The sequence below is a fragment of the Streptomyces sp. NPDC002055 genome (genome assembly GCF_040296705.1).
In the GTDB taxonomy this organism is placed as follows: Bacteria; Actinomycetota; Actinomycetes; order Streptomycetales; family Streptomycetaceae; genus Streptomyces.
Map to the genome: position 1 here is coordinate 1 of NZ_JBEOXS010000015.1, position 18,404 is coordinate 18,404.

Here is an 18,404-nt window from a genome sequence, read left to right on the forward strand (position 1 = left end):
GCTGCTCATCGGCGCCGTCGCCGGTCTCTACCCGGCGGTCCGGGCGTCCCGCATGCCGCCGACGGAGGCACTGGCCGGCGGCTCGTCCGATCCACTGCCCCGGGCCGGCGGCTCGTCCGGTCCGGCGCCGAGCGAGTGCCCGGCGCCGGTCGGGCCCCGCCGAGGACGGCCCTCACCGCGCGGCCAGTGCCTCCGTCGGCGGCATGCGGGACGCCCGGACCGCCGGGTAGAGACCGGCGACGGCGCCGATGAGCAGCGTCAGCGCCAGTCCGCCGGACACCGCCCACCAGGGGACCACCACCGACCAGCCCTGCGCCGTGGCGTACGCGGCGGTCACCGCCGTGCCCAGCAGCACCCCGCCCGCCCCGCCGAGGGCCGTCAGGAGCAGCGACTCGGCCAGGAACTGCAGCCGGATCTGCCCGCGGGACGCCCCGAGCGACCGGCGCAGCCCGATCTCCGGGCGCCGTTCCAGGACCGAGACGACCATGGTGTTGGCCACCCCGATGCCCCCGACGAGGAGCGCCACCGCGCCCAGGCCCAGCAGCAGGGCGCTCAGCGTCTCGTCGGTGGCCCGGCGGGCGGCCAGCGCGTCCGAGGGCCGGGAGACCCGGACCTCGGTGGGTGCCTCCGGGTTCGCGGTGGCCGCGAGTACCGAGCGCACCGTCTCCACGGCCGGTTCGGCGGATCTGACGTACAGGCAGGAGGGGTGGCCGTCGAAGCCGAGGTAGCGTTCCGCGGTGCGCCAGCCGACGAGGGCGGCGCCGTCCAGCTCTCCGGCCAGCGGCATCGGGGCCAGGATGCCGGTCACGCTGAACCACTCCTCCCCCAGCCAGACCCGGAGTCCGGGGGTGCGCACGTCCAGGCGCCGGGCCGCCGTGGCGCCGAGGACGACGCCCGGGTAGCGGGAGGTGGCGTCGTTCAGCCAGGCGCCGGAGCGGACGCGGCCGGCGAGGGCGCGCGGCAGGTCGGTGCGGGCCGCCAGCACCTCGATGCTGTTGGTCTGCCCGACGGGGATGCGGTCGTTGCGGTAGACGTGCGCCTCGACCCGGCCGACCGCCGACACCGACCGCACCGGCCCGATCCGGCGGACCATCGCCACGGCCCGCTCGGGGAGTTCGGCCGAGCCGCCGTACATCGTGCTGCCGGGGGCGACGGTGAGCAGATTGGTGCCGAGCCGGTCCAGGGCCCGGTCCAGACCGGCCCGGCTGGAGGCGGAGATGCCGACCACCGAGAGCATCGCCGCGATGCCGATGGCCACGCCGAGCGCGGAGAGCACGACCCGCAGCGGGCGGGTGCGCAAGCCCGCCGTGCCGACCCGGACCACGTCGGCGGCGCTCAGCCGCGCCTGGACCAGCTCCCCGGTCCCGGTCACGACGCCCCGCCCGCTGCCGCTTCGGAGGCCGGGCGGCCGTCGCGCATGTGCACCCGGCGGGGCAGTCCGGCGGCGACGTCCCGGTCATGGGTGATCACCAGGACGGTGGTGCCGGCCGCGTGCAGCTCCCGGAGGACCGCCAGCACGGCGGCTCCGGAGGCCGAGTCCAGGTTGCCGGTCGGCTCGTCGGCGAGCAGCAGGACCGGGTCGCCGACGACCGCGCGGGCCATCGCCACCCGCTGCTGCTCACCGCCGGAGAGCTGGTGCGGGCGGTGGCCGAGCCGGTGCCCCAGGCCCACCCGCTCCAGGGCCTCGGCGGCCGCCCGGCGCCGCTCGCGCAGCGGCACACCCGCGTAGAGCAGCCCGCCGGCCACGGCGTCCAGGGCCGAGGTCCCGGCGGACAGATGGAACTGCTGGAAGACGAAGCCGATCCGGCGGGCCCGCAGCGCCGAGACCCGGCGGTCGGACAGCCGGGCGACGTCGTGCCCGTCGACCAGTACCCGGCCGGAGGAGGGCCGGTCCAGGGTGCCGATGATGTGCAGCATCGTGGACTTCCCGGAACCGGACGGACCGACGATGCCGACCAACTCGCCGTGGGCCACGGTCAGATCGACCCCGCGCAGCGCTTCCACACCGCCGGGGTGGACCTTGGAGACCCGGTGCAGCTCGACGACGTTCATCGGGGCATCCCCACCGTCCGGCCGGCCCTGATCCCCTCGCCGCGCACCTCGACGCGGCCCTCGGCGAACAGGCCGGTGCGCACCGGCGCGATCCGGGTGCGCGGTGGTGCGCCGTTCCGCCCGGGTTCGACGAGCTCCAGGCCGTAGCCGCCCTCCGCGAGGGCGAGCAGCGCGGCCACCGGCACGGTGAGGGCTCCGGTGCGCCGGTCGGCGGTGAAGCGGATGCCGACCGGGGCGTGTTCCGGGCCGCGGAGCGCCTGCTGGGCGGCGACGGACACGGTGATGCGGACGGTGGCGTCACCGCCGGTTCCTGAGCCGCCGGAGCCGCCCCCGCCGGCGCCTCCCGAACCGCCGCCTCCCGAACCGCCGCCGGTTCCGGAGGAGCCGGAGCCGCCGCCTCCCGAACCGCCCGAGCCCCCCGACGCGTTGCCGTCCCCGCCGTCCTGCGTGCCCTCACCGGAGCCCTCGTCGGTGCCCGTGCCCGTGACGGTGCCCCGGACGGTCCGTCCGTTCTCCAGCTCCACCCGCACCTTCGCCCCCCGGACCGCCCAGCCGGCGTCGAGCACCCGCACCTCGGCCGTGACCACCCGCTCGGTGCCGGTGCGGGACAGGACCTCCGCGTCCGCGGAGCCGCCGACGCGGGCCGTGTGCCCGGCGATCCGCACCGGACCCGGCGCGTACACCACCTGCCCGACGGCGACCGATCCGGTTCTGCGCAGCCCGAGGCGCGCCTGCCAGCGTTTGACCGCGGCGGCCGTGTAGGCGGTGTACCGCTCGTCGGCGTCGAAGCCGACGTAGCCGAGCGCCGCCAGATTGCGTTCGAACTGGAGCACGTCCCGGCCGCGGGAGCCCGTCCGGAGCTCGCGGTACATCGGCAGGGCGCCGTAGAGCAGCGGCACCGGCCGGTCGTCCGCCCGCAGCAGCGGTGCGCCCCGGGTGACGGTGCTCCCGACAGCGGGCAGCCAGGTCACCGTGCCACCGGCCCGGGAGGCGACCGGCGTGGTGGCGCCGTATCCGAGTTCGCCGTCCACGGTGGTCGCGTCGGTCAGCGTCTGCCGGGTGATACGCGTGGTGGCCGCGGGGCCGTCGCGGCGCGGCGGCTCGGCTCCGCCGCCGGTGCCCGCGATGCCCACGGCGACGACCGCGGCCACGGCCGTCACGGCGGCGGCGGCCGCCACGGTCCGCGTCCGGCGGGTTGTCTTCCTCATCCGCCGTTCACCGCCGATCCGCCGGCGCCGGGCAGGAGTTCACGGCAGGTCTGCAGCGCCTCGGGGGTCTGGGGGTCCTTCTTGATCCGTTCGGCCAGCTCCGCGTCCATCTCCGGCTCACCGGTGCGCGGATCGGGGTCGGGGTACTGCGGAACCCCGTGCCGCCGCATGCACGCGGCGTACCGGCCGCGCTTCTCGATGTCCTCGGGCGCCGCCTTCTCCGGGGCGGTGCCGCCGGGCTGCAGGTCGCGGCACTTCTCGGCCGCCTCGGTGATCTTCCGGACCGGGGTGCCGTCCTTGTCCACCTGCGGCAGTCCCTCGGAGGTCTCCTCCAGCACCACGCCGTGCCGGCGCATGCAGGCGGCGTACTCACGGGCGCGTTTCCCGTCGTCCGGGTCCGCCGAACCGCGGGCGGTCGGCGAGCCGTCGGCCGTGGCCACTCCGGGGCCGTGGTCGTTGCCGCACCCGGTCAGTCCCAGGACGACGGCGAGCAGGGACGCTGCCGCGAGTCGTACCGTTCGTTGTCCAGCCATGGTCGGATTCCTTCCCTTTGGCCGGTCCGTGCCGTAGCCGATGAGAGCGAACGGTTTGTAAGTTCGCTGTCAGGATGAGTGCTTATGCCTGCCTTATGGGCGATGGCACACCATCCGGGAATCGACTCGAGGGGTGGCCGGTGGTGCGGGTGCTCGTGGTGGAGGACGAGGAACTCCTGGCGGACGCGATCGCCGAGGGGTTACGGCAGGAGTCCCTGGCGGTGGACGTCGCGTACGACGGGGCGGCGGCGCTGGACCGGCTGGGGGTCAACGAGTACGACGTCCTCGTGCTCGACCGGGATCTGCCGCGGGTGCACGGCGACGAGGTGTGCCGCGCCGTGGTGGCCGAGGGGTACGGCACGCGCATCCTGATGCTGACCGTGGCCGGTGACGTCGGCGACCGCATCGCCGGGCTCTCGCTCGGCGCCGACGACTACCTGCCCAAGCCGTTCGCCTTCGGCGAGCTGGTCGCCCGGGTCCGGGCGCTGGGGCGGCGGGCCCGCCCGGCCACTCCCCCGGTGCTGATCCGGGCGGGCATCTCGCTCGACCCCGGCCGCCGGGAGGTCTTCCGCGACGGCCGGTACGTCCCGCTGTCCCGCAAGGAGTTCGCCGTGCTGGAGGAACTGCTGCGGGGCGAGGGCAGTGCGGTGAGCACGGAGCAGCTGCTGGAGCGGGCCTGGGACGAGAACATCGACCCGTTCACCAACGTCGTCCGCGTCACGGTCATGACCCTGCGCCGCAAGCTCGGGCCGCCGCAAGTGGTGCGCACGGTCGCGGGGTTCGGGTACCGGATCCCATGAGGCCGAACACCTGGACCATCCGCGTCCGGCTGACCCTGCTCTACGGCGGGCTGGTCCTGCTGGCCGGGCTCGCGCTGCTGACCGTGACCTATGTGATGCTCGACCGGATCATCGCCACCCAGCCGATCACTCCGCCGACGGGGATGCCCGCGAGCGCGACCGGCGCCGAGGCCGGGCCCGCGCCCTCCGCACCGGCCTCGCCCGGCCCCCGGGCACCGTCCGCACCGGCCTGGCCCGGCCCCCGGGCGTCGGCCGGGGCACCGGCACCCCCGCCCGCGGGCCGGGACGAACGCGAGGCCATGGCGGTCAAGAAGCGGCTCAGCGCCGCGAGCGAGGAGCTCCGGCAGGAGTTCCGCCGGCGCACGCTCGACCCGCTGATCGGCCGCGGGGCCCTGACGCTGGGGATCTTCGCCCTGGGGGGCCTGTGGATCGGCTGGCTGGTCTCCGGGCGGGCTCTGCGGCCGATCAGCCGGATCGCGGCCACCGCGCGCCGGGTGGCGGACCGCAGTCTGCACGAGCGGATCGCGCTGACCGGGCCGCGCGACGAACTGCGCGAACTGGCGGACACCTTCGACGACATGCTGGGCCGGCTGAGCGCGGCGTTCGAGGGGCAGCGGCGGTTCGTGGCCAACGCCTCCCACGAGCTGAAGACGCCGCTGGCCATCAACCGGACGCTGCTGGACGTGGCGATGGCCCGGCCCGACGCGCCGCCGCAGCTCCGGCACCTCGGGGAGACGCTGATCGAGGTGAACGCCCGGCACGAGCGGCTGATCGAAGGACTCCTCATGCTGGCCCGGTCCGAGCACACGGTGGCCGACCCGGTGCCGCTGGACCTGGCCGACCTGGTGCGGCACGCGGTGGACGCCGCCGGGCCCGAGGCGGCGCACGCCGGGGTGCGCCTGTCGTGGGACGTAACACCGGCGCCCCTGACGGGGGATCCGGTGCTGCTGGAGCGCCTGGTGCAGAACCTTCTGCAGAACGCGATCCGGTACAACACCGCCGACGGGTGGGTGCGCGGCACCTGCCGCCGCGCCGGCGGATCCGTCCGGCTGACCCTCGCCAACAGCGGTCCCGTCGTGGCGGCGCACGAAGTCCCCGCGCTCTTCGAGCCGTTCCGCCGCCTCGACGACCGGGTCGGCTCGGCGCGGGGAACGGGGCTCGGGCTCTCGATCGTCCGCTCGGTCGCCCGGGCGCACGGGGGCACCGCCGTTGCGACACCGCGCCAGGGGGGCGGACTGGAGGTGACGGTCACGCTCCCCGCGCACTGAGTGTGCCCTGACGCGCCGATACGCGCCGCGTATGTAGGGGTATACGTCTTCCGCGCGCTATGTCTGCCCCGGAGTCACTGGGGGCGGTGAACGGACCTGGCACATCTCGGATGGATCGACGGATCGCAAATGAGGCAACCATGGACTCGCGCAACGAGTGCCGGATCTGTGCACTGTGCCTGCTCCCCCCGGAGCACGGGGCGGAGGGCGGCGCAACGGCCGTACTGGAGCGGGTCGGCCTGCTCAGCCACCGCGAGCGGGACGTTCTCCTGCTGCTGTCCGGGGGCCCGTCGAACCGGGACATCTCCCGCGCGCTGTGCATCACCGAGCGAACAGCAAAGGCCCATGTTTCCAGCATTCTGAGCAAGTTGGCGGTCAAGTCGCGTTTACAGGCCTGCCTGATCGCCTGCGCCTATCACGCCCAGAACTGTCCCAAGGGCCAATAGATGACACCTCCCGGTATCTGCTGCCATTGCCATGTCCGGCCGAAGGGGCCGGATTTCCATCGCATCGGCCACCAGATTCTGGGGGAAGCATGCACGGTAATATCAGACGAAGAATGCACCGCGCTCTCGCCACCGCGGCGGCACTGGCCGCTCTGGGCGGTCTGGGCATCGCCACGGCCGGCACGGCGGACGCCGCCGGGAAGAACGGCGTGGTGGAGGTCGGTGAACTCGGGCTGTACTACCTCACGGACTACCGCTCACCCATCTTCGACCTCTACGTCTCGGACGCCGACTTCAGCAACGACGTGTTCCCGGGCACCAGCATCTCCGCCAACAACAACACCGAGTCCTTCTGGAACCGCGACTCGTTCACCTGGTACGTGTGCCTGAACGCCAACTACGGCGGCGGCTGCGGCTACATCAATGCGGGCCAGTACGCCAACTTCAGCGCCACCTTCAAGAACACGGTGACGTCGGCGTACTACGCCTGATCCGACGAGGTCCGATCCGACGACGCCCGGCCCGACCAGGTCCGATCGGGCTCGCCTGATCCGACTCGCCGGAGGCACGACCTGAGGCACAAAGGGGCCGGTGCTCCGCCCATTGGAGCTGGGCGGAGCACCGGTGCCCGCACTCTATCCGCATTCCGCAGGGAGCCCACCATGCCCATGCCCGGCCGCCGACTCCCCGCACAGCGCGCCGCGACTCTCCTCACACTGTGCTGCGCGCTCCTGGTGTCCGCCGGCTGCTCCTCCGGCACGGCCGGCCCGGACCGGCGGGAGCCCGAGGTCACCGGCATTCCCTCGGTCCTCGCCAGTACGAAGCTGCGGATGCCGCTGGAGAGTTATCTCCCCAGCCGAGAGGAGCTGCGCGAAACGGACCGGGCCCGTGTCGTACTGATCGACCGCTGCATGGAGCGGTTCGGATTCGATTACACCGTCCAGCCGCCGGAGCGGGAATACGGCCCGCGCAGCCTGACGGAACGGCGGTACGGAATCTCCGAGGCGAAACTCGCGGCCGAGAACGGCTACGGCCTCGGCGACCGGGACCCGAGCCGGCAACCCCCTCCTGCCCGCCCGAAGGTCGGACCCGCCGCGGAGACAGTGCTCTTCGGCAAGGGACGCTCGACCGTCAGGGGAAAGAGTGTTCCCGAGGGAGGCTGTGCGGGGCGGGCCGAGCGGGAGTTCACCGCGCCCTCCTCCGCCGGCGCCTCGTCGGCCCTCGATCTGCCGCAGAGACTGTCCATGGAATCCTTCAACCGGTCACGGCTGGATTCCCGGGTGAAAAAGGCGTCCCGGGCATGGTCGGAGTGCATGACCGAGCGCGGCTACGACTACCCGGACCCGTTGGCCCCGCTGGCGGATCCCCAGTTGCGCGGGGACGGCAATACCGAAGCGGTCGCCACCGCCACGGCCGATATCCGGTGCAAGAAACGCACGAATCTGATCGGTATCTGGTTCGCCGTCGAATCCGCGTATCAGCGGGAGCTCATCCGGAAGAACTCCGGCGCACTGCAGATCGTCCGGCGGGCGAACGGGGAACGGCTGCGCATGGCCCGCGCCGTCACCACCGGAGTGTCCCGCGCGGGGCCGCGGTAGGCAGAGTGAGCCGAAGGCGACGATCAGCGAGCTTGCACAAGCCGCTCATACACCGTCACCCTGCGACCCCGAACCTGCTGATCGGCAACGCGTCTGAAGTGCTTCCTGAGCACGGAGATCTTCGCCCTGTCCCGCTCGGCGCTCACCGGCTTCGCCACCCGACTCGCATCCGTCACCAGCAGGATGCGTCGTTGGGTGAGCATCGCGGCACGTATGCGCTCCGGGTCTGCCTCCACGCCCTTGAGCGTCCCGGACTTCTCCGGGCTCTCCATCAGAGCTATGTCCCGCAGACCGGTGAAGGCCTCCGGCGAGACGGATCTGGTGTCCCGACGTGCCGAAGGGACGAAGAGCACCGCGTTCCCGCTCTCCTTCATGCGTCGCACCTCCGACGCCACAGACACGACGTCGTCCACCCTGCTCATGGGGGACCGCTTGGCCAGTGACTGCGGCAGCAGTGCCGCCATCGCCAGGGTGACCACTGCGGGGAGGATCCACTTCGCCGCCTTCGGATGTCGGGGCCTGACTGCCCGTATCCCCGAGCCGACCGCTGAACCGATCATCAGCGCCAGACCCAGCAGACTGAAGAGGATGTACCGGTCCAGGAACAACGGCTGGAACAGGGAAAGCCCGATCAGGGCGAACTGCGGCACAACCAGCAACGGTAATCCGACAGTTGCTGTCGACAGTCGGCCCACTTGGGGCCGATCCACTAGGGCTCCGACGCCACCGATCGCCAGCAGGACCACGGGACCGATCATCATGTGCCAGGTCAGCGGCGGGATCCACGACACCTGTGCGGCCTGGCCTCGGCTGAAGAGGACCAAAGGCAGCACACCAGCCGTGGCAGCCGCGGAGGCTGCCGTCCAGCCTGCCCAGACTCGGCGCCTGGCTCGTGCCCAGAACAGAGTTGCCAAGTGCGCCGGAAGGATCAGGAGCGAGAGCCAGTTCAGAAGCCCGATCATCATGACGGTGCCGCCATAGGCGGCCCAGTGCAGCCGCCGGACAGGCTGCTGGAGCACGGTCACGAGGAGCAGCGTGGACATACCGGCCCCGGCTGCGACCAGTGCGTACGGCCGCCCCTCCTGGAGGTAGAACTGCACAGCAGGAAGCAGACCGAACGCCATCCCTCCCGCTGAGCCCACCCACATGCCGCCCAGCCGGTGGCCCATGACGGCCACACAGGCCGCCGCCACTCCCATGGCCAGCACCGAAGGCAGGCGGAGGGTCGGGGTGCAGGGCCCGAAACATTCAAACAGTGCGTGCATCAGCAGGTAGTAGCACCCGTGCACGACGTCAACGTTGCCCAGCATGTGCCAGATCTCCGCCGTGGAGCGTTGGGCTACCTGCCAGGTTGCGGCCTCGTCTCGCCACACACTGCCCTGCCGCGAGAGCCCCCACAGGCCCAGAGCGAAAGTCCACAGCATGGGAATGACCCAGACAAGGAAATCACGACGTGGCAGGTGGGCGGGAAAAGTGGTGAACGATGTTCCGCTCCCCAAGTGGCGGGGCGGCACACGTAACTCACGATCGGTGGTCATGAATAAGGGCTTCCGGATAGGCTGTTGAACAGGGGGCGTCAGAGACGCTTGAAATCACTCGCCGGCTACGAATCGTACGCGCCGTAGCGCACCCCTATACGGCCCCGTTGAAAACCTCCACTGTCCATGGATGCCCACTCTGCGTCCGCTTGTCGCGCCCCTATTTGCTGGCCAGGACGGCGCGGGGGCTGAGAGAGTGCCTATATGAGCAACTCCGCTCACGGCCCTGCTGAATACAGATCCGAGGTGCGCGACCCGGCCCTTCGCGCCGCCTCCCACGGTCGCCTTGCCTCACGGACGACGCCTGCAGCGCAATTGCCACTCAGGCGGTGGGCTTTCCCGAGCTCAATGATGCGCTGCATTCCGTCAAGGCGAAAAGGCTGCACAACGGCGTCAACACGGTGAGTTCTGTTGGCCGTAAGCCCGCCTCGCCGCAGCGGGCCCCCGGACCATTTCGCCGCCGCGCGCAACGCACACATCGCGCCCGTGGCCCAGGAGACCGGCGGCCCGCCCGGCAAAGGGGACAGGCCGCCGGTCCAGGTGCTTCATCGGTTGTCGCGGATCACATGGCGCCGTGGCTGCAGAGCAGTTCCTCCCGCCGGCCGGCTTCGCACTTCACCGAGATCGGCGCCCCCGGACTCCGGCCACCGCCTCCGCCACCGCTCCCCCTCTCCGTGGTCAGCTCCCGTCCGCGATCAGTGAACGGACCATCCGGCAGGTCGTGTTGGACGGCCGGTGGATGCCGATGCGGGCGGCCGTGCTGCGTATCCGGCGGTTGCGGGCCTGCTCGGTCCGGTAGACGCCCGTGTCGAGCAGGGCGATGACCAGGCGCATGGCCTTCAGCTTGCGGTTGTGGGACTCGTACCACTCACGGGGCCGGCCCGCGGGCAGCGGCTTCTTCCGCAGCGGCGCGGGCGGTTGGGGCGTCGGCTTCGTCCGGTGCTTCGTGGTCGGCTTCTTCGTGACTGCGGTTGTGGCCATCGGCGACCTCCTGGCGTGCTGATCGGACCCCTCACGAACTGCCTCCATTTTACGGGCGACCACTGACAAAGGGCCTGGCCGGAGCGGGTGCGGCAGGGGGGGAGACTGGGGTGCGACCGGGGGTGCGGAGCGCCGTGGAGGCGGCCGGATCCGGAACGGTTCGCCCCGCCCCCGGAGCCGCCCGGGCCCCGACCCCCGCCCCGGACATGCCGTCCGGGCCCCGGCGCACGCCCCTCCGCCCAGGCGGCCGGGACTCCGCCGCGGAATGGCCGGGGCCGGCGAGAGGAGCCGGCCCCCGCACCGGAACGAGGCCGCCACCGCAGGCTCCAGGGTGACCAGTTACCGCCGTGACACCGCCGATCGCGGATGCCAGGGTGCTGGCTGCACGTGCACGTGCACGGGGCGGCGGGAGGCGCAGCACCGCCTGCCGTGTCCGTCCCGAGCGGAATTGGCCGGAGCCGACGCGAGGGGCGGGATCGCGCCGCCCGCGGCGCACGGCGCGTCCGGGGGTGGGAGCCCGGCGCCGGGCGCCCGGCCGCGACCGCCCCGTACCGCCCGGAAGGTGTCGGCGAAGATCGGATTCAACGGACTGTCAGAAACGTGTCTTCGCTGGTGACATGCGGTTTTCCGGCGTTCGTGGTGATCATACATACGCTCCTGTATGATTACGCCTCCGCCGATAGCTACGGGGGCTGGCATGGCAAGGCACACAGAGCCGCTACCTTCCGGGGAACTGCTCGACGGCCCGACGAACCGGCAGAGCGGCGGCACCTGGCTGGAACGGTTCGCCGCGATCGTGCTGCGCCGGCGCCGTGCCGTGCTGGTCGCGACCCTGCTGCTCACCGCGCTGGCGGGGGTCTACGGCGGCGGAGTGGTCGACCACCTCTCCAACGGCGGCTACGCGGCCTCCACCAGGGACCTCCGGATCGCGGAGGACACCCTGCAGGAGAAGTTCGGGGTGTCCAAGCCCCATCTGCTGCTCCTGCTCGAGTCCGGAACCCGGGTCGACACTCCGGCCACCGCCGCCGCCGGCACCGCGTACACCGAACGCGTCCGCAGACAGCCCGGAGTGGCGTCGGCCGAGTCCTACTGGACCACCGGCGACACCTCGATGCGGGCCCGGGACGGGCGTTCCGCGGTGGTGGCGGTGCGGCTGTCGGGGGACGACGACCGGGTGCAGGACACCACGGCGCGGCTCGTGCCCCGGCTCCGCGGTGCACAGCCGCCGTTCGAGGTCGGGGTGACGGGCGAGGCCGAGGCCAACGCGGAGCTGCAGCGGCAGAGCGACGAGGACCTCGTCCGGGCCGAGCTGGTGGCGGCGCCGCTGATCCTGCTGGTGCTGCTGCTGGTCTTCCGCACGGTGGCCGCGGCGCTGCTGCCGTTCCTCGTCGGAGTGGTCGGGGTGGCGCTCACCCTGGCCATTCTGCAGGGGGTCACCGAGTTCACCCAGGTGTCGATCTTCTCGCTGAACCTGACGACGGCGCTGGGGCTCGGGCTGGCGGTCGACTACAGCCTGCTGTTGCTGATGCGCTTCCGGGAGGAGACCGGCAAGGGGCTCGATCCGCACACGGCGGCGATCGTCACCGTCCGGACCGCGGGGCGCACCGTCTTCTTCTCCTCGCTCACCGTGGCGCTCTGTCTGAGCGCCCTGCTGATCTTCCCGCTGTACTTCCTGCGCTCGCTCGCCTACGCCGCCATCCCGGCGGTGCTGACGGTGGGGGTGGCCGCGATCGTGGTGCTGCCCGCCGCGCTGCTGGCGCTGGGCCGGTGGCTGGACGCGGGGGACGTCACGCCGCTGCTGCGCGGGTTCCGGCGGCGGGAGCGGTCCGCCGAGCCGGGGCCGCCGTTCTGGTCGCGGGTGGCCCAGCGGGTCTCGCGGCGGCCGCTGCTCATCGCGATGCCCGTGGTGATCCTGCTCGTCGGCCTCGGCCTGCCGTTCACCCAGGCGAAGTTCGGGCTGACCGACGAGCGGGTGCTGCCGCTGAGCGCCGAGGCGCACAGCACGGCGCGCAGCGTGGAGCGGCACTTCGCGGCCGGGGCGCTGAACCCGGTGCACGCCGTGCTCCGGGACGCCCCGGCGGACGAGCAGGCCGGCTACTTCCGCCGGGTGTCGCGGCTGGACGGGGTCGAGTACCTCGACACCCCGCTCGGCGCCTACGCGGACGGCAAGCGGGTGGGCAGGGCCGACCTGCCGGCCCGGGCGTATGTGCGGGGCGATGTGACGCGGCTGCTCATCGTGCCGTCCGACAACGCGTTCTCGCCGCGCAGTGAGGAGATCGTCCGGAAGGTCCGGGCGATGCCGGCGCCCGGCACCGTCCATGTGGCGGGCGACGCGGCGCGGTTCGCGGACACCAAGTCGGTGATCGGCGACCGGCTGCCGTACGCCCTGGGCATCATCGTGATCCTCATGTTCGTGCTGCTCTATCTGTTCACGGGCAGCCTGCTCGTACCGGCCAAGGCGATCCTTTTCAACACCCTCAGCCTCACGGCGTCGTTCGGCGCCATGGTCTTCATTTTCCAGGACGGACATCTGAAGTGGCTGGTGGGAGATTTCACCTCGACGGGCTATCTCGACGTCACCGTACCGGTGCTGATGTTCTGCGCCGCGTTCGGTCTGTCGATGGACTACGAGGTGTTCCTGATGTCCCGGATCCGTGAGCAGTACTCGGTGCACCGGGACAACACACGCGCAGTCATCGAAGGGGTGGGCAGGACCGGACCGATCGTCACGGCCGCGGCCGTGCTGATCGGCGGAGTGCTGCTCGCGCTCGCCAGCTCCGACATCTCGGTGCTCAAACTGCTCGGCCTGGGCATGTTCCTGGCCGTGCTGGTGGATGCGGTACTGATCCGGGGGGTTCTCGTACCGGCATTCATGCTCGTCATGGGCAAGGCGAACTGGTGGGCACCGCGCCCGCTGCGCCGCTTCCACGCCCGTTTCGGCATCACCGAGAGTGACTGACGCGTCGTCGAATCCTGTTCGGATCACTCCGGAGAGAATTCATGGAAGTGCAGTCGGTTTGTCAATTTCCGGGAAGAGGACTCTGTGACTCGCTCGTCCCTCAAGGACATCAAGCGCACCCCGGCAGAAACCGAGCGGGGGGACTGCTCTGTGATACTCGTCGGCACCTGGCTGGCGCTCTCGATGAACGCCACGGAACATTACGAAGGAGCGTGTATACACCGCTGTCCGGACCGCGACGACCTGATATCCGTCGTGCACGCGCGGCGGGCCGACTGGATCCTGGCCGGGCCGGAGCTGGACGACGGGGACATCCAGCGGCTGTTCTCCGTGGCGGGCGCGGTGCGGGAGAACGTCCGGCTGGCGATCCTGGGCCACCGCCGGGACTGGCGGCGCTGCGACCGCTGGATCCGCCGCGGCTGCCGCGTCTACCTCGACGAGTCGGTCGGGCCGGACCGGGCGGTCGCCGCCATCCGGGCCGCCCACACCCTCGGAGTGAACGTCATGGACCGGGGGTTCACCGAGGCGCTGCGCGAGCGGGCGACCGGTCCGGCGCCCCATCTGACCCGGCGTGAGCGCGAGGTCCTCGACCTGCTGCGGCGCGGGATGCGCAACCGGGAGATCGCCGGCGCACTGTTCGTCAGCGAGAACACCGTGGAGTACCACATGCGGCATCTGCTCTCGAAGTTCAGCGCCAGGAACCGGCTGGAAGTGGTGGAGCGGGCCACGGCGCTGGGCCTGGCCTGAGGGGTTGACCCCCGGATACTACGGCTATCCGGGATGCCCGCGGTGGCGCTCTCTTCATAATCTGGATCCCGCAAGGCCAGGAAATCCCGAATGAAAGTGGTGACAACAATGGAAGACATCACGTTCGAGATTGTGGACGAGCAGGTTTCCAGCCTCGACGCGATCGGCGTCGACGAGGGCTGCTCCACCACCACGACCAGCTCCTCTCTCGACATCTCCGAGGTCGAGTTCGAGTAAGCGGGAACGCTCCTCGCCGACGCGCGTCCGTGGGCCGTCGAAAGACGGTTCGCGGACGCGCGTCACGCGTATGCGGACACGGCGGCAGCGGGAATGCGGCGGACGGCACGGACCGGACGGAAGGCACACGCATGGGCGGCACGGTGCGGCATCAGCGGGATCTGCAGGGCGACTACCACCACCGCATCTTCCACGCGCTCCACGACTGGGAGCGGACCTGGTCCGGCGCCCTGGACGTGGCCGGTGAAGGGGCCCGGGCGCGTTCGCTCGGCTTCGACCAGCTGGGCCACTTCGGCGCCCCGGGCTGCGCCCTCGTCGTCGAGGAGCTCGTGCGCCGGCTGGGGCGGACGGACGGCACGCAACCGCCTCCGGCGCTCGCCGAGTTCGGCTGCGGGTTCGGCGGCGCGCTCCGCGAACTGGTGCGTGGCCTGCGCGAACACGGCGTCGAGGTGGGCCGGGCGGTGGGCTTCGACCTCGTCTGGGACCACGTCCGCCTGTTCCGCACCATCCAGCTGTCCGGCGCGGGCGGGCCGGCGGCGGGCCCGACCGGCGGGGCGGCGGCGCCCGAGGCCCGGCCGGTGCAGGCGGACGTACGGGCGGTGCCGGTGCGGGACGGGGCGCTCGACGCCGTGGTGTGCACCGGGTCGCTGCCGCACTTCGCCGATGTGCCGGCGGTGTTCGCGGAGGCCGCCCGCACCCTGCGTCCCGGCGGCGCGCTGGTGATGACCGAGGAGGCCAGCCTGGTGGCGGACGGGCGGACGGTGTCCGCGGAATTCCGCCGCCGGCATCCCCCGGAGATCTTCTTTCTCACCGAATCCGGGGAACGGGTGGCGCAGTTGGCCGCGGCCGGCTTCACCGATATCCAGGTGCGCGATGTCGGCGCCTGGGCCTGCCGGCTGCTGCACGACCGGCTCAAGGCGATGCGGCTGTTCTTCGGAGATGTCGCCGCGATTTACGGCGAGGAGGAGACGGAGACCCTTCTCGGAACGCTCGGCGCGGCCCGTGAGGAGTATGTGAGCGGAGCGCTCCTGCCGGCCCTGGTGACCGCGCGCCGGGCACACCCCGGGGAAATCCCCGAAAAATAACCACGGTATTCCGGGTGGTTGAGAGCCGTACCGATTCCATAGTCTTCTTCCATTCCCAGGAAAGCAATTCTCCGGCCCGTGGGGATTGCGGAACGGAAGGGACCGTGACCGTGAGTCAGCCGCTGTCCGCACCGCGCGCCGTCGCCCCGGCGTACCGGTTCGCGATCGACCCGTCGGAGGTCGCGCGCTTCCGGCGCCTGCTGCCCGGCGCCACCGACGCCGGCACCGGCGCGCCGCTCGCGGGCACCTCCGTACCGGCCTTCTTCCTCTGCCGCGCGCTGCCTCCGGCGGTGCGGTCCGCGCTCGCCGGAACCGGCGCCGACGCGGCGGCGGTGCGGCACGCCGGACAGCGGATCACCCTGCACCGCCGTCCGGGCCCGGACGAACGGCTCACCGCGCACGCCGTCGTCGAGTCCGTCGGCGACTACGGCTTCCAGCGGGCCGTCGTGCTGCGGGTGACCCTCCGGGACGCGGCCGACGGCGCGGTGGCCGAACTGCTCACCACCCTCGCCATCGGGCCCGCCACCGGGCAGGGCAGGATCGACCCGCCCCCGGCCGCGGTGCTCCGCGGGCCGCCGCTCCTGCGCTGGCACGCCCGCGTCCCGGACGACCTGCCGGAGCGCTACGCGCGGGCCAGCGGGGACGACAACCCCATCCACACCGACGCCGACGCGGCCCGCCGGGCCGGGCTGCCCGGCGTGGTGCTGCACGGCATGGCGACGCTGCAGCTGGCCGCCGCGGGGGTGACCGAGCGGCTCTTCGGCGGGGACGAGACCCGCTGGCGCGAGGTCCGGACCCGGTTCGCCCGCCCGGTACGGCCGGGCGACACCATCGCGTTCACCGTGCACCGCGACGAGACTTACCACGACGAGGCATACCGCACGGAGGGGTACCGCGAAGAGGCCTATCGCGCGGAGGGCGCCGCGCCGGGCGGGGACGTCCTCGGCCTCACCGCGAGCGTCGACGGGAATCCCGTCCTGAAGGACACCTGGTTCTCCGGGGCGGTGGCGTGAGATGACGGTCTGGATGTTCCCCGGCCAGGGCGCCCAGCGCCCGGGGATGGCCCGCGGACTCGACACCGCCCCGCGGCTGCTGCGGGAGGCGAGCGCGCTGCTCGACGAAGATCTGGCCGCCCTGTGCCTCACCGACGAGAACCCCGACGGGCGCCCCGAACTCGTCCAGCCCGCCCTGTTCGTGGTCGGCGTGGCGGCCGCCGCCGCACTGCGGCGGCACGGCCCGGCCCCGGCCGCCGTCCTCGGCCACAGCTTCGGCGAGTTCGCCGCCCTCACCGCCGCCGGCGCGCTCACCTTCGCGGACGGAGTGCGGCTGACCGCGCTGCGGGCCCGCGCCATGCTGCGCTGCGCCACCGCGGACAGCGCCATGGCGGCGGTGCTCGGCCTGGGCGAGGACGCGGTGCGCGCGGTCTGCGCGGAGGTCGGCGCGGGCGGCGGGCTGGTGGAGATCTCCAACATCAACAGTCCGGAGCAGATCGTCATCGCCGGGGAGCGCGCCGCGCTCGACGAGGCCACGGCGCGCTGCCGCGCCCGGGGCGCCTTCAGGATCCGCCCGCTCCGGGTACCGTACGCCGCGCACACCCGGCTGATGGCGCCCGCCGCCGACGAACTCCGCGCCGCGCTGGAGCCGGTGGAGCTGCGCCCGCCGGCCGCCCCGCTGTTCTCCTGCATCACGGCGGAGGCCACCACCGATCCGCACCGCGTCAAGGAGCTGCTGGTCCTCGGCCTGACCGGCACGGTGGACTTCGCCGCCGCCGTCCGGGCCGCGTCGGCCGCCGGGCACCGGGACTTCACCGAACTCGGCCCCGGCTCCCCCGCCCGGCTCCTCGGCCTGGTCCGGGCCGTCCTCCCCGGGCAGGCGCCCGGGCTGCGGCTGGTCTCCAACGACGCGGAGGCCCGCACACCCCAGCCGTTCCAGGCCGAGCGCGGCGGAACGCCGGGGAGCGTCCGGCCCCCGGTGGCAGTGCGTGCGGCGGGAGGCGGCGGCGATGGTGGGTGAACGGGTGGGCTCGGGGCCGGACTTGAGGGGTTCAAGCCGTGACGCGGGGCCGGACACGAGGGGCGCCCGTCCCGGCCCTGGGCCGGACACCAGGGACGCACGCCCCGGCCCGGGACCGGACACCAGGGACGCACGCCCCGGCACCGGACCTGTCGTGGGGGCAGGTCCCGGTACCGCGGGGGCGGCGCCGGCGGACGGCCCGCGGGTCGCGCTGGTCACCGGGGCGAGCGGGACCATCGGTTCGGCCGTGGCCCGGGCGCTGGCGGACGCCGGGCTGCGCGTCGCGGCCGGCTACCACCGGGACGCCGACGCGGCCCGGCAGCTGGCGAAGGAACTGCCCGGCGCGCTGGCCGTACCGGTCGACGTGACCGATCCGGACGCCGTACGGGCCGCCTTCCGGGACGTGGCCTCGGCCGCGGGACCGGTGACCGTCCTGGTCAACGCCGCCGGGGTGCTCCGGGACCGGCCGCTGCTGCGGATGGCCGACCGCGACTGGGAGGAGGTGCTGTCCGCGAACCTCACCGGCCCGTTCCGGTGCGTGCGCCAGGCCCTGCCCGCCATGGTCGCGGCCGGGTACGGGCGGATCGTCAGCATCGGGTCCGCGGCGGCGGCGTACGGGACGCCCGGCCAGGCCAACTACAGCGCGGCGAAGGCCGGGCTGCTCGCCCTCACCCGCTCCGTCGCCCGCGAGTACGGACGGCACGGGGTGACCGCCAACGTGGTGGCGCCCGGGCTCGTGGAGTCACCACTGATCGCCGGGGTCGGCGCCGACTCCCGGGCCGGGTTCGCCGAACGCACCGCGACCGGGGGCCTGGTGAGCGCGGAGGACGTGGCGCGGGCCGTGCGGTTCTGCGTCGAGACCCCCGGGCTGACCGGACGATCCGTCGACGTCGACGGGGGGTTCGGCTGACCGCGGGACCGGCTCCCGACGGCGTCGGC

Annotated in this window: 18 protein-coding genes; 12 read left to right on the forward strand and 6 right to left on the reverse strand. The window is 72.6% G+C overall.

Annotated elements, in window-relative coordinates; all coding sequences use genetic code 11:
- Positions 1-172 precede the first annotated feature (172 nt).
- Genes ABT112_RS11720 through ABT112_RS11735 form a run of 4 tightly spaced genes read right to left on the reverse strand, consistent with a single transcriptional unit; the run spans position 173 to position 3,793 of the window.
- Positions 173-1,372 carry an ABC transporter permease gene (locus ABT112_RS11720; protein WP_351508220.1) on the reverse strand — a complete coding sequence of 400 codons (1,200 nt, stop codon included), beginning with the start codon at positions 1,370-1,372 and terminating at the stop codon, positions 173-175.
- Positions 1,369-2,052, reverse strand: coding sequence for an ABC transporter ATP-binding protein (locus ABT112_RS11725; protein ID WP_351508222.1), 684 nt, complete (start codon positions 2,050-2,052; stop codon positions 1,369-1,371). Before ABT112_RS11725 ends, ABT112_RS11720 begins: the two co-directional genes overlap by 4 nt.
- Entirely contained in the window at positions 2,049-3,260 is a 1,212-nt protein-coding gene (locus ABT112_RS11730; protein WP_351508224.1) for a peptidoglycan-binding protein, read from the reverse strand. Before ABT112_RS11730 ends, ABT112_RS11725 begins: the two co-directional genes overlap by 4 nt.
- Entirely contained in the window at positions 3,257-3,793 is a 537-nt protein-coding gene (locus tag ABT112_RS11735; protein ID WP_351508226.1) for a hypothetical protein, read from the reverse strand. The genes ABT112_RS11730 and ABT112_RS11735 overlap by 4 nt, the downstream gene beginning before the upstream one ends.
- 143 nt (positions 3,794-3,936) lie before the next feature.
- Here ABT112_RS11735 and ABT112_RS11740 point away from each other — a divergent pair, with 143 nt between their 5' ends.
- The 5 genes from ABT112_RS11740 (at position 3,937) to ABT112_RS11760 (ending at position 7,905) form a co-directional block, all read left to right on the forward strand.
- Positions 3,937-4,593: a response regulator transcription factor gene (locus ABT112_RS11740; RefSeq protein WP_351508470.1), complete on the forward strand. Its 657-nt coding sequence runs from the start codon at positions 3,937-3,939 to the stop codon at positions 4,591-4,593.
- Entirely contained in the window at positions 4,590-5,861 is a 1,272-nt protein-coding gene (locus ABT112_RS11745; RefSeq protein WP_351508228.1) for a sensor histidine kinase, read from the forward strand. The genes ABT112_RS11740 and ABT112_RS11745 overlap by 4 nt, the downstream gene beginning before the upstream one ends.
- Before the next feature lie 140 nt (positions 5,862-6,001).
- Positions 6,002-6,307: a response regulator transcription factor gene (locus tag ABT112_RS11750; RefSeq protein WP_351508230.1), complete on the forward strand. Its 306-nt coding sequence runs from the start codon at positions 6,002-6,004 to the stop codon at positions 6,305-6,307.
- A 113-nt stretch (positions 6,308-6,420) separates the two neighbouring features.
- Positions 6,421-6,798, forward strand: coding sequence for a peptidase inhibitor family I36 protein (locus tag ABT112_RS11755; protein WP_351508232.1), 378 nt, complete (start codon positions 6,421-6,423; stop codon positions 6,796-6,798).
- 171 nt (positions 6,799-6,969) lie between these two features.
- The gene (locus ABT112_RS11760; protein ID WP_351508234.1) at positions 6,970-7,905 is read left to right on the forward strand and encodes a hypothetical protein; all 936 of its coding nucleotides are present in this window, start codon (positions 6,970-6,972) and stop codon (positions 7,903-7,905) included.
- Between the two features lie 23 nt (positions 7,906-7,928).
- Here the strand turns inward: ABT112_RS11760 and ABT112_RS11765 are convergent, their stop codons facing one another.
- Together ABT112_RS11765 and ABT112_RS11770 are read right to left on the reverse strand one after the other, a co-directional pair.
- Positions 7,929-9,329 carry a glycosyltransferase family protein gene (locus ABT112_RS11765; RefSeq protein ID WP_351508473.1) on the reverse strand — a complete coding sequence of 467 codons (1,401 nt, stop codon included), beginning with the start codon at positions 9,327-9,329 and terminating at the stop codon, positions 7,929-7,931.
- Between the two features lie 792 nt (positions 9,330-10,121).
- Positions 10,122-10,424 carry a hypothetical protein gene (locus tag ABT112_RS11770; RefSeq protein WP_351508236.1) on the reverse strand — a complete coding sequence of 101 codons (303 nt, stop codon included), beginning with the start codon at positions 10,422-10,424 and terminating at the stop codon, positions 10,122-10,124.
- Positions 10,425-11,121: 697 nt separating this feature from the next.
- Between ABT112_RS11770 and ABT112_RS11775 the strand changes: the two genes are divergently transcribed.
- From ABT112_RS11775 to ABT112_RS11805, 7 genes are all read left to right on the forward strand, one after another.
- Positions 11,122-13,383: an MMPL family transporter gene (locus ABT112_RS11775; protein WP_351508238.1), complete on the forward strand. Its 2,262-nt coding sequence runs from the start codon at positions 11,122-11,124 to the stop codon at positions 13,381-13,383.
- Positions 13,384-13,467: 84 nt separating this feature from the next.
- The gene (locus tag ABT112_RS11780; RefSeq protein WP_351508240.1) at positions 13,468-14,130 is read left to right on the forward strand and encodes a helix-turn-helix transcriptional regulator; all 663 of its coding nucleotides are present in this window, start codon (positions 13,468-13,470) and stop codon (positions 14,128-14,130) included.
- Positions 14,131-14,238: 108 nt separating this feature from the next.
- Entirely contained in the window at positions 14,239-14,367 is a 129-nt protein-coding gene (locus ABT112_RS11785) for a hypothetical protein (protein WP_351508242.1), read from the forward strand.
- Positions 14,368-14,498: 131 nt separating this feature from the next.
- Positions 14,499-15,452: a class I SAM-dependent methyltransferase gene (locus ABT112_RS11790; RefSeq protein ID WP_351508243.1), complete on the forward strand. Its 954-nt coding sequence runs from the start codon at positions 14,499-14,501 to the stop codon at positions 15,450-15,452.
- Positions 15,453-15,556: 104 nt separating this feature from the next.
- Positions 15,557-16,465, forward strand: a complete 909-nt coding sequence (locus ABT112_RS11795) for a MaoC/PaaZ C-terminal domain-containing protein (RefSeq protein WP_351508245.1) — start codon at positions 15,557-15,559, stop codon at positions 16,463-16,465.
- A 1-nt stretch (position 16,466) separates the two neighbouring features.
- Positions 16,467-17,465: an ACP S-malonyltransferase gene (locus ABT112_RS11800; protein ID WP_351508247.1), complete on the forward strand. Its 999-nt coding sequence runs from the start codon at positions 16,467-16,469 to the stop codon at positions 17,463-17,465.
- A gap of 154 nt (positions 17,466-17,619) precedes the next feature.
- Complete coding sequence (locus ABT112_RS11805; RefSeq protein WP_351508249.1) at positions 17,620-18,375, forward strand: SDR family NAD(P)-dependent oxidoreductase; 756 nt, start codon at positions 17,620-17,622, stop codon at positions 18,373-18,375.
- The last annotated feature ends 29 nt before the right edge of the window (positions 18,376-18,404 follow it).

Bases quoted from the DNA above. Each gene is read 5' to 3' on its own strand.
- ABT112_RS11775 (WP_351508238.1), top strand. From the start codon at position 11,122: ATGGCAAGGCACACAGAGCCGCTACCTTCCGGGGAACTGCTCGACGGC.
- ABT112_RS11725 (WP_351508222.1), bottom strand. From the start codon at position 2,052: ATGAACGTCGTCGAGCTGCACCGGGTCTCCAAGGTCCACCCCGGCGGT.
- ABT112_RS11750 (WP_351508230.1), top strand. From the start codon at position 6,002: ATGGACTCGCGCAACGAGTGCCGGATCTGTGCACTGTGCCTGCTCCCC.
- ABT112_RS11735 (WP_351508226.1), bottom strand. From the start codon at position 3,793: ATGGCTGGACAACGAACGGTACGACTCGCGGCAGCGTCCCTGCTCGCC.
- ABT112_RS11785 (WP_351508242.1), top strand. From the start codon at position 14,239: ATGGAAGACATCACGTTCGAGATTGTGGACGAGCAGGTTTCCAGCCTC.
- ABT112_RS11755 (WP_351508232.1), top strand. From the start codon at position 6,421: ATGCACCGCGCTCTCGCCACCGCGGCGGCACTGGCCGCTCTGGGCGGT.
- ABT112_RS11765 (WP_351508473.1), bottom strand. From the start codon at position 9,329: ATGCTGTGGACTTTCGCTCTGGGCCTGTGGGGGCTCTCGCGGCAGGGC.
- ABT112_RS11800 (WP_351508247.1), top strand. From the start codon at position 16,467: ATGACGGTCTGGATGTTCCCCGGCCAGGGCGCCCAGCGCCCGGGGATG.
- ABT112_RS11770 (WP_351508236.1), bottom strand. From the start codon at position 10,424: ATGGCCACAACCGCAGTCACGAAGAAGCCGACCACGAAGCACCGGACG.
- ABT112_RS11790 (WP_351508243.1), top strand. From the start codon at position 14,499: ATGGGCGGCACGGTGCGGCATCAGCGGGATCTGCAGGGCGACTACCAC.
- ABT112_RS11745 (WP_351508228.1), top strand. From the start codon at position 4,590: ATGAGGCCGAACACCTGGACCATCCGCGTCCGGCTGACCCTGCTCTAC.
- ABT112_RS11730 (WP_351508224.1), bottom strand. From the start codon at position 3,260: ATGAGGAAGACAACCCGCCGGACGCGGACCGTGGCGGCCGCCGCCGCC.
- ABT112_RS11760 (WP_351508234.1), top strand. From the start codon at position 6,970: ATGCCCATGCCCGGCCGCCGACTCCCCGCACAGCGCGCCGCGACTCTC.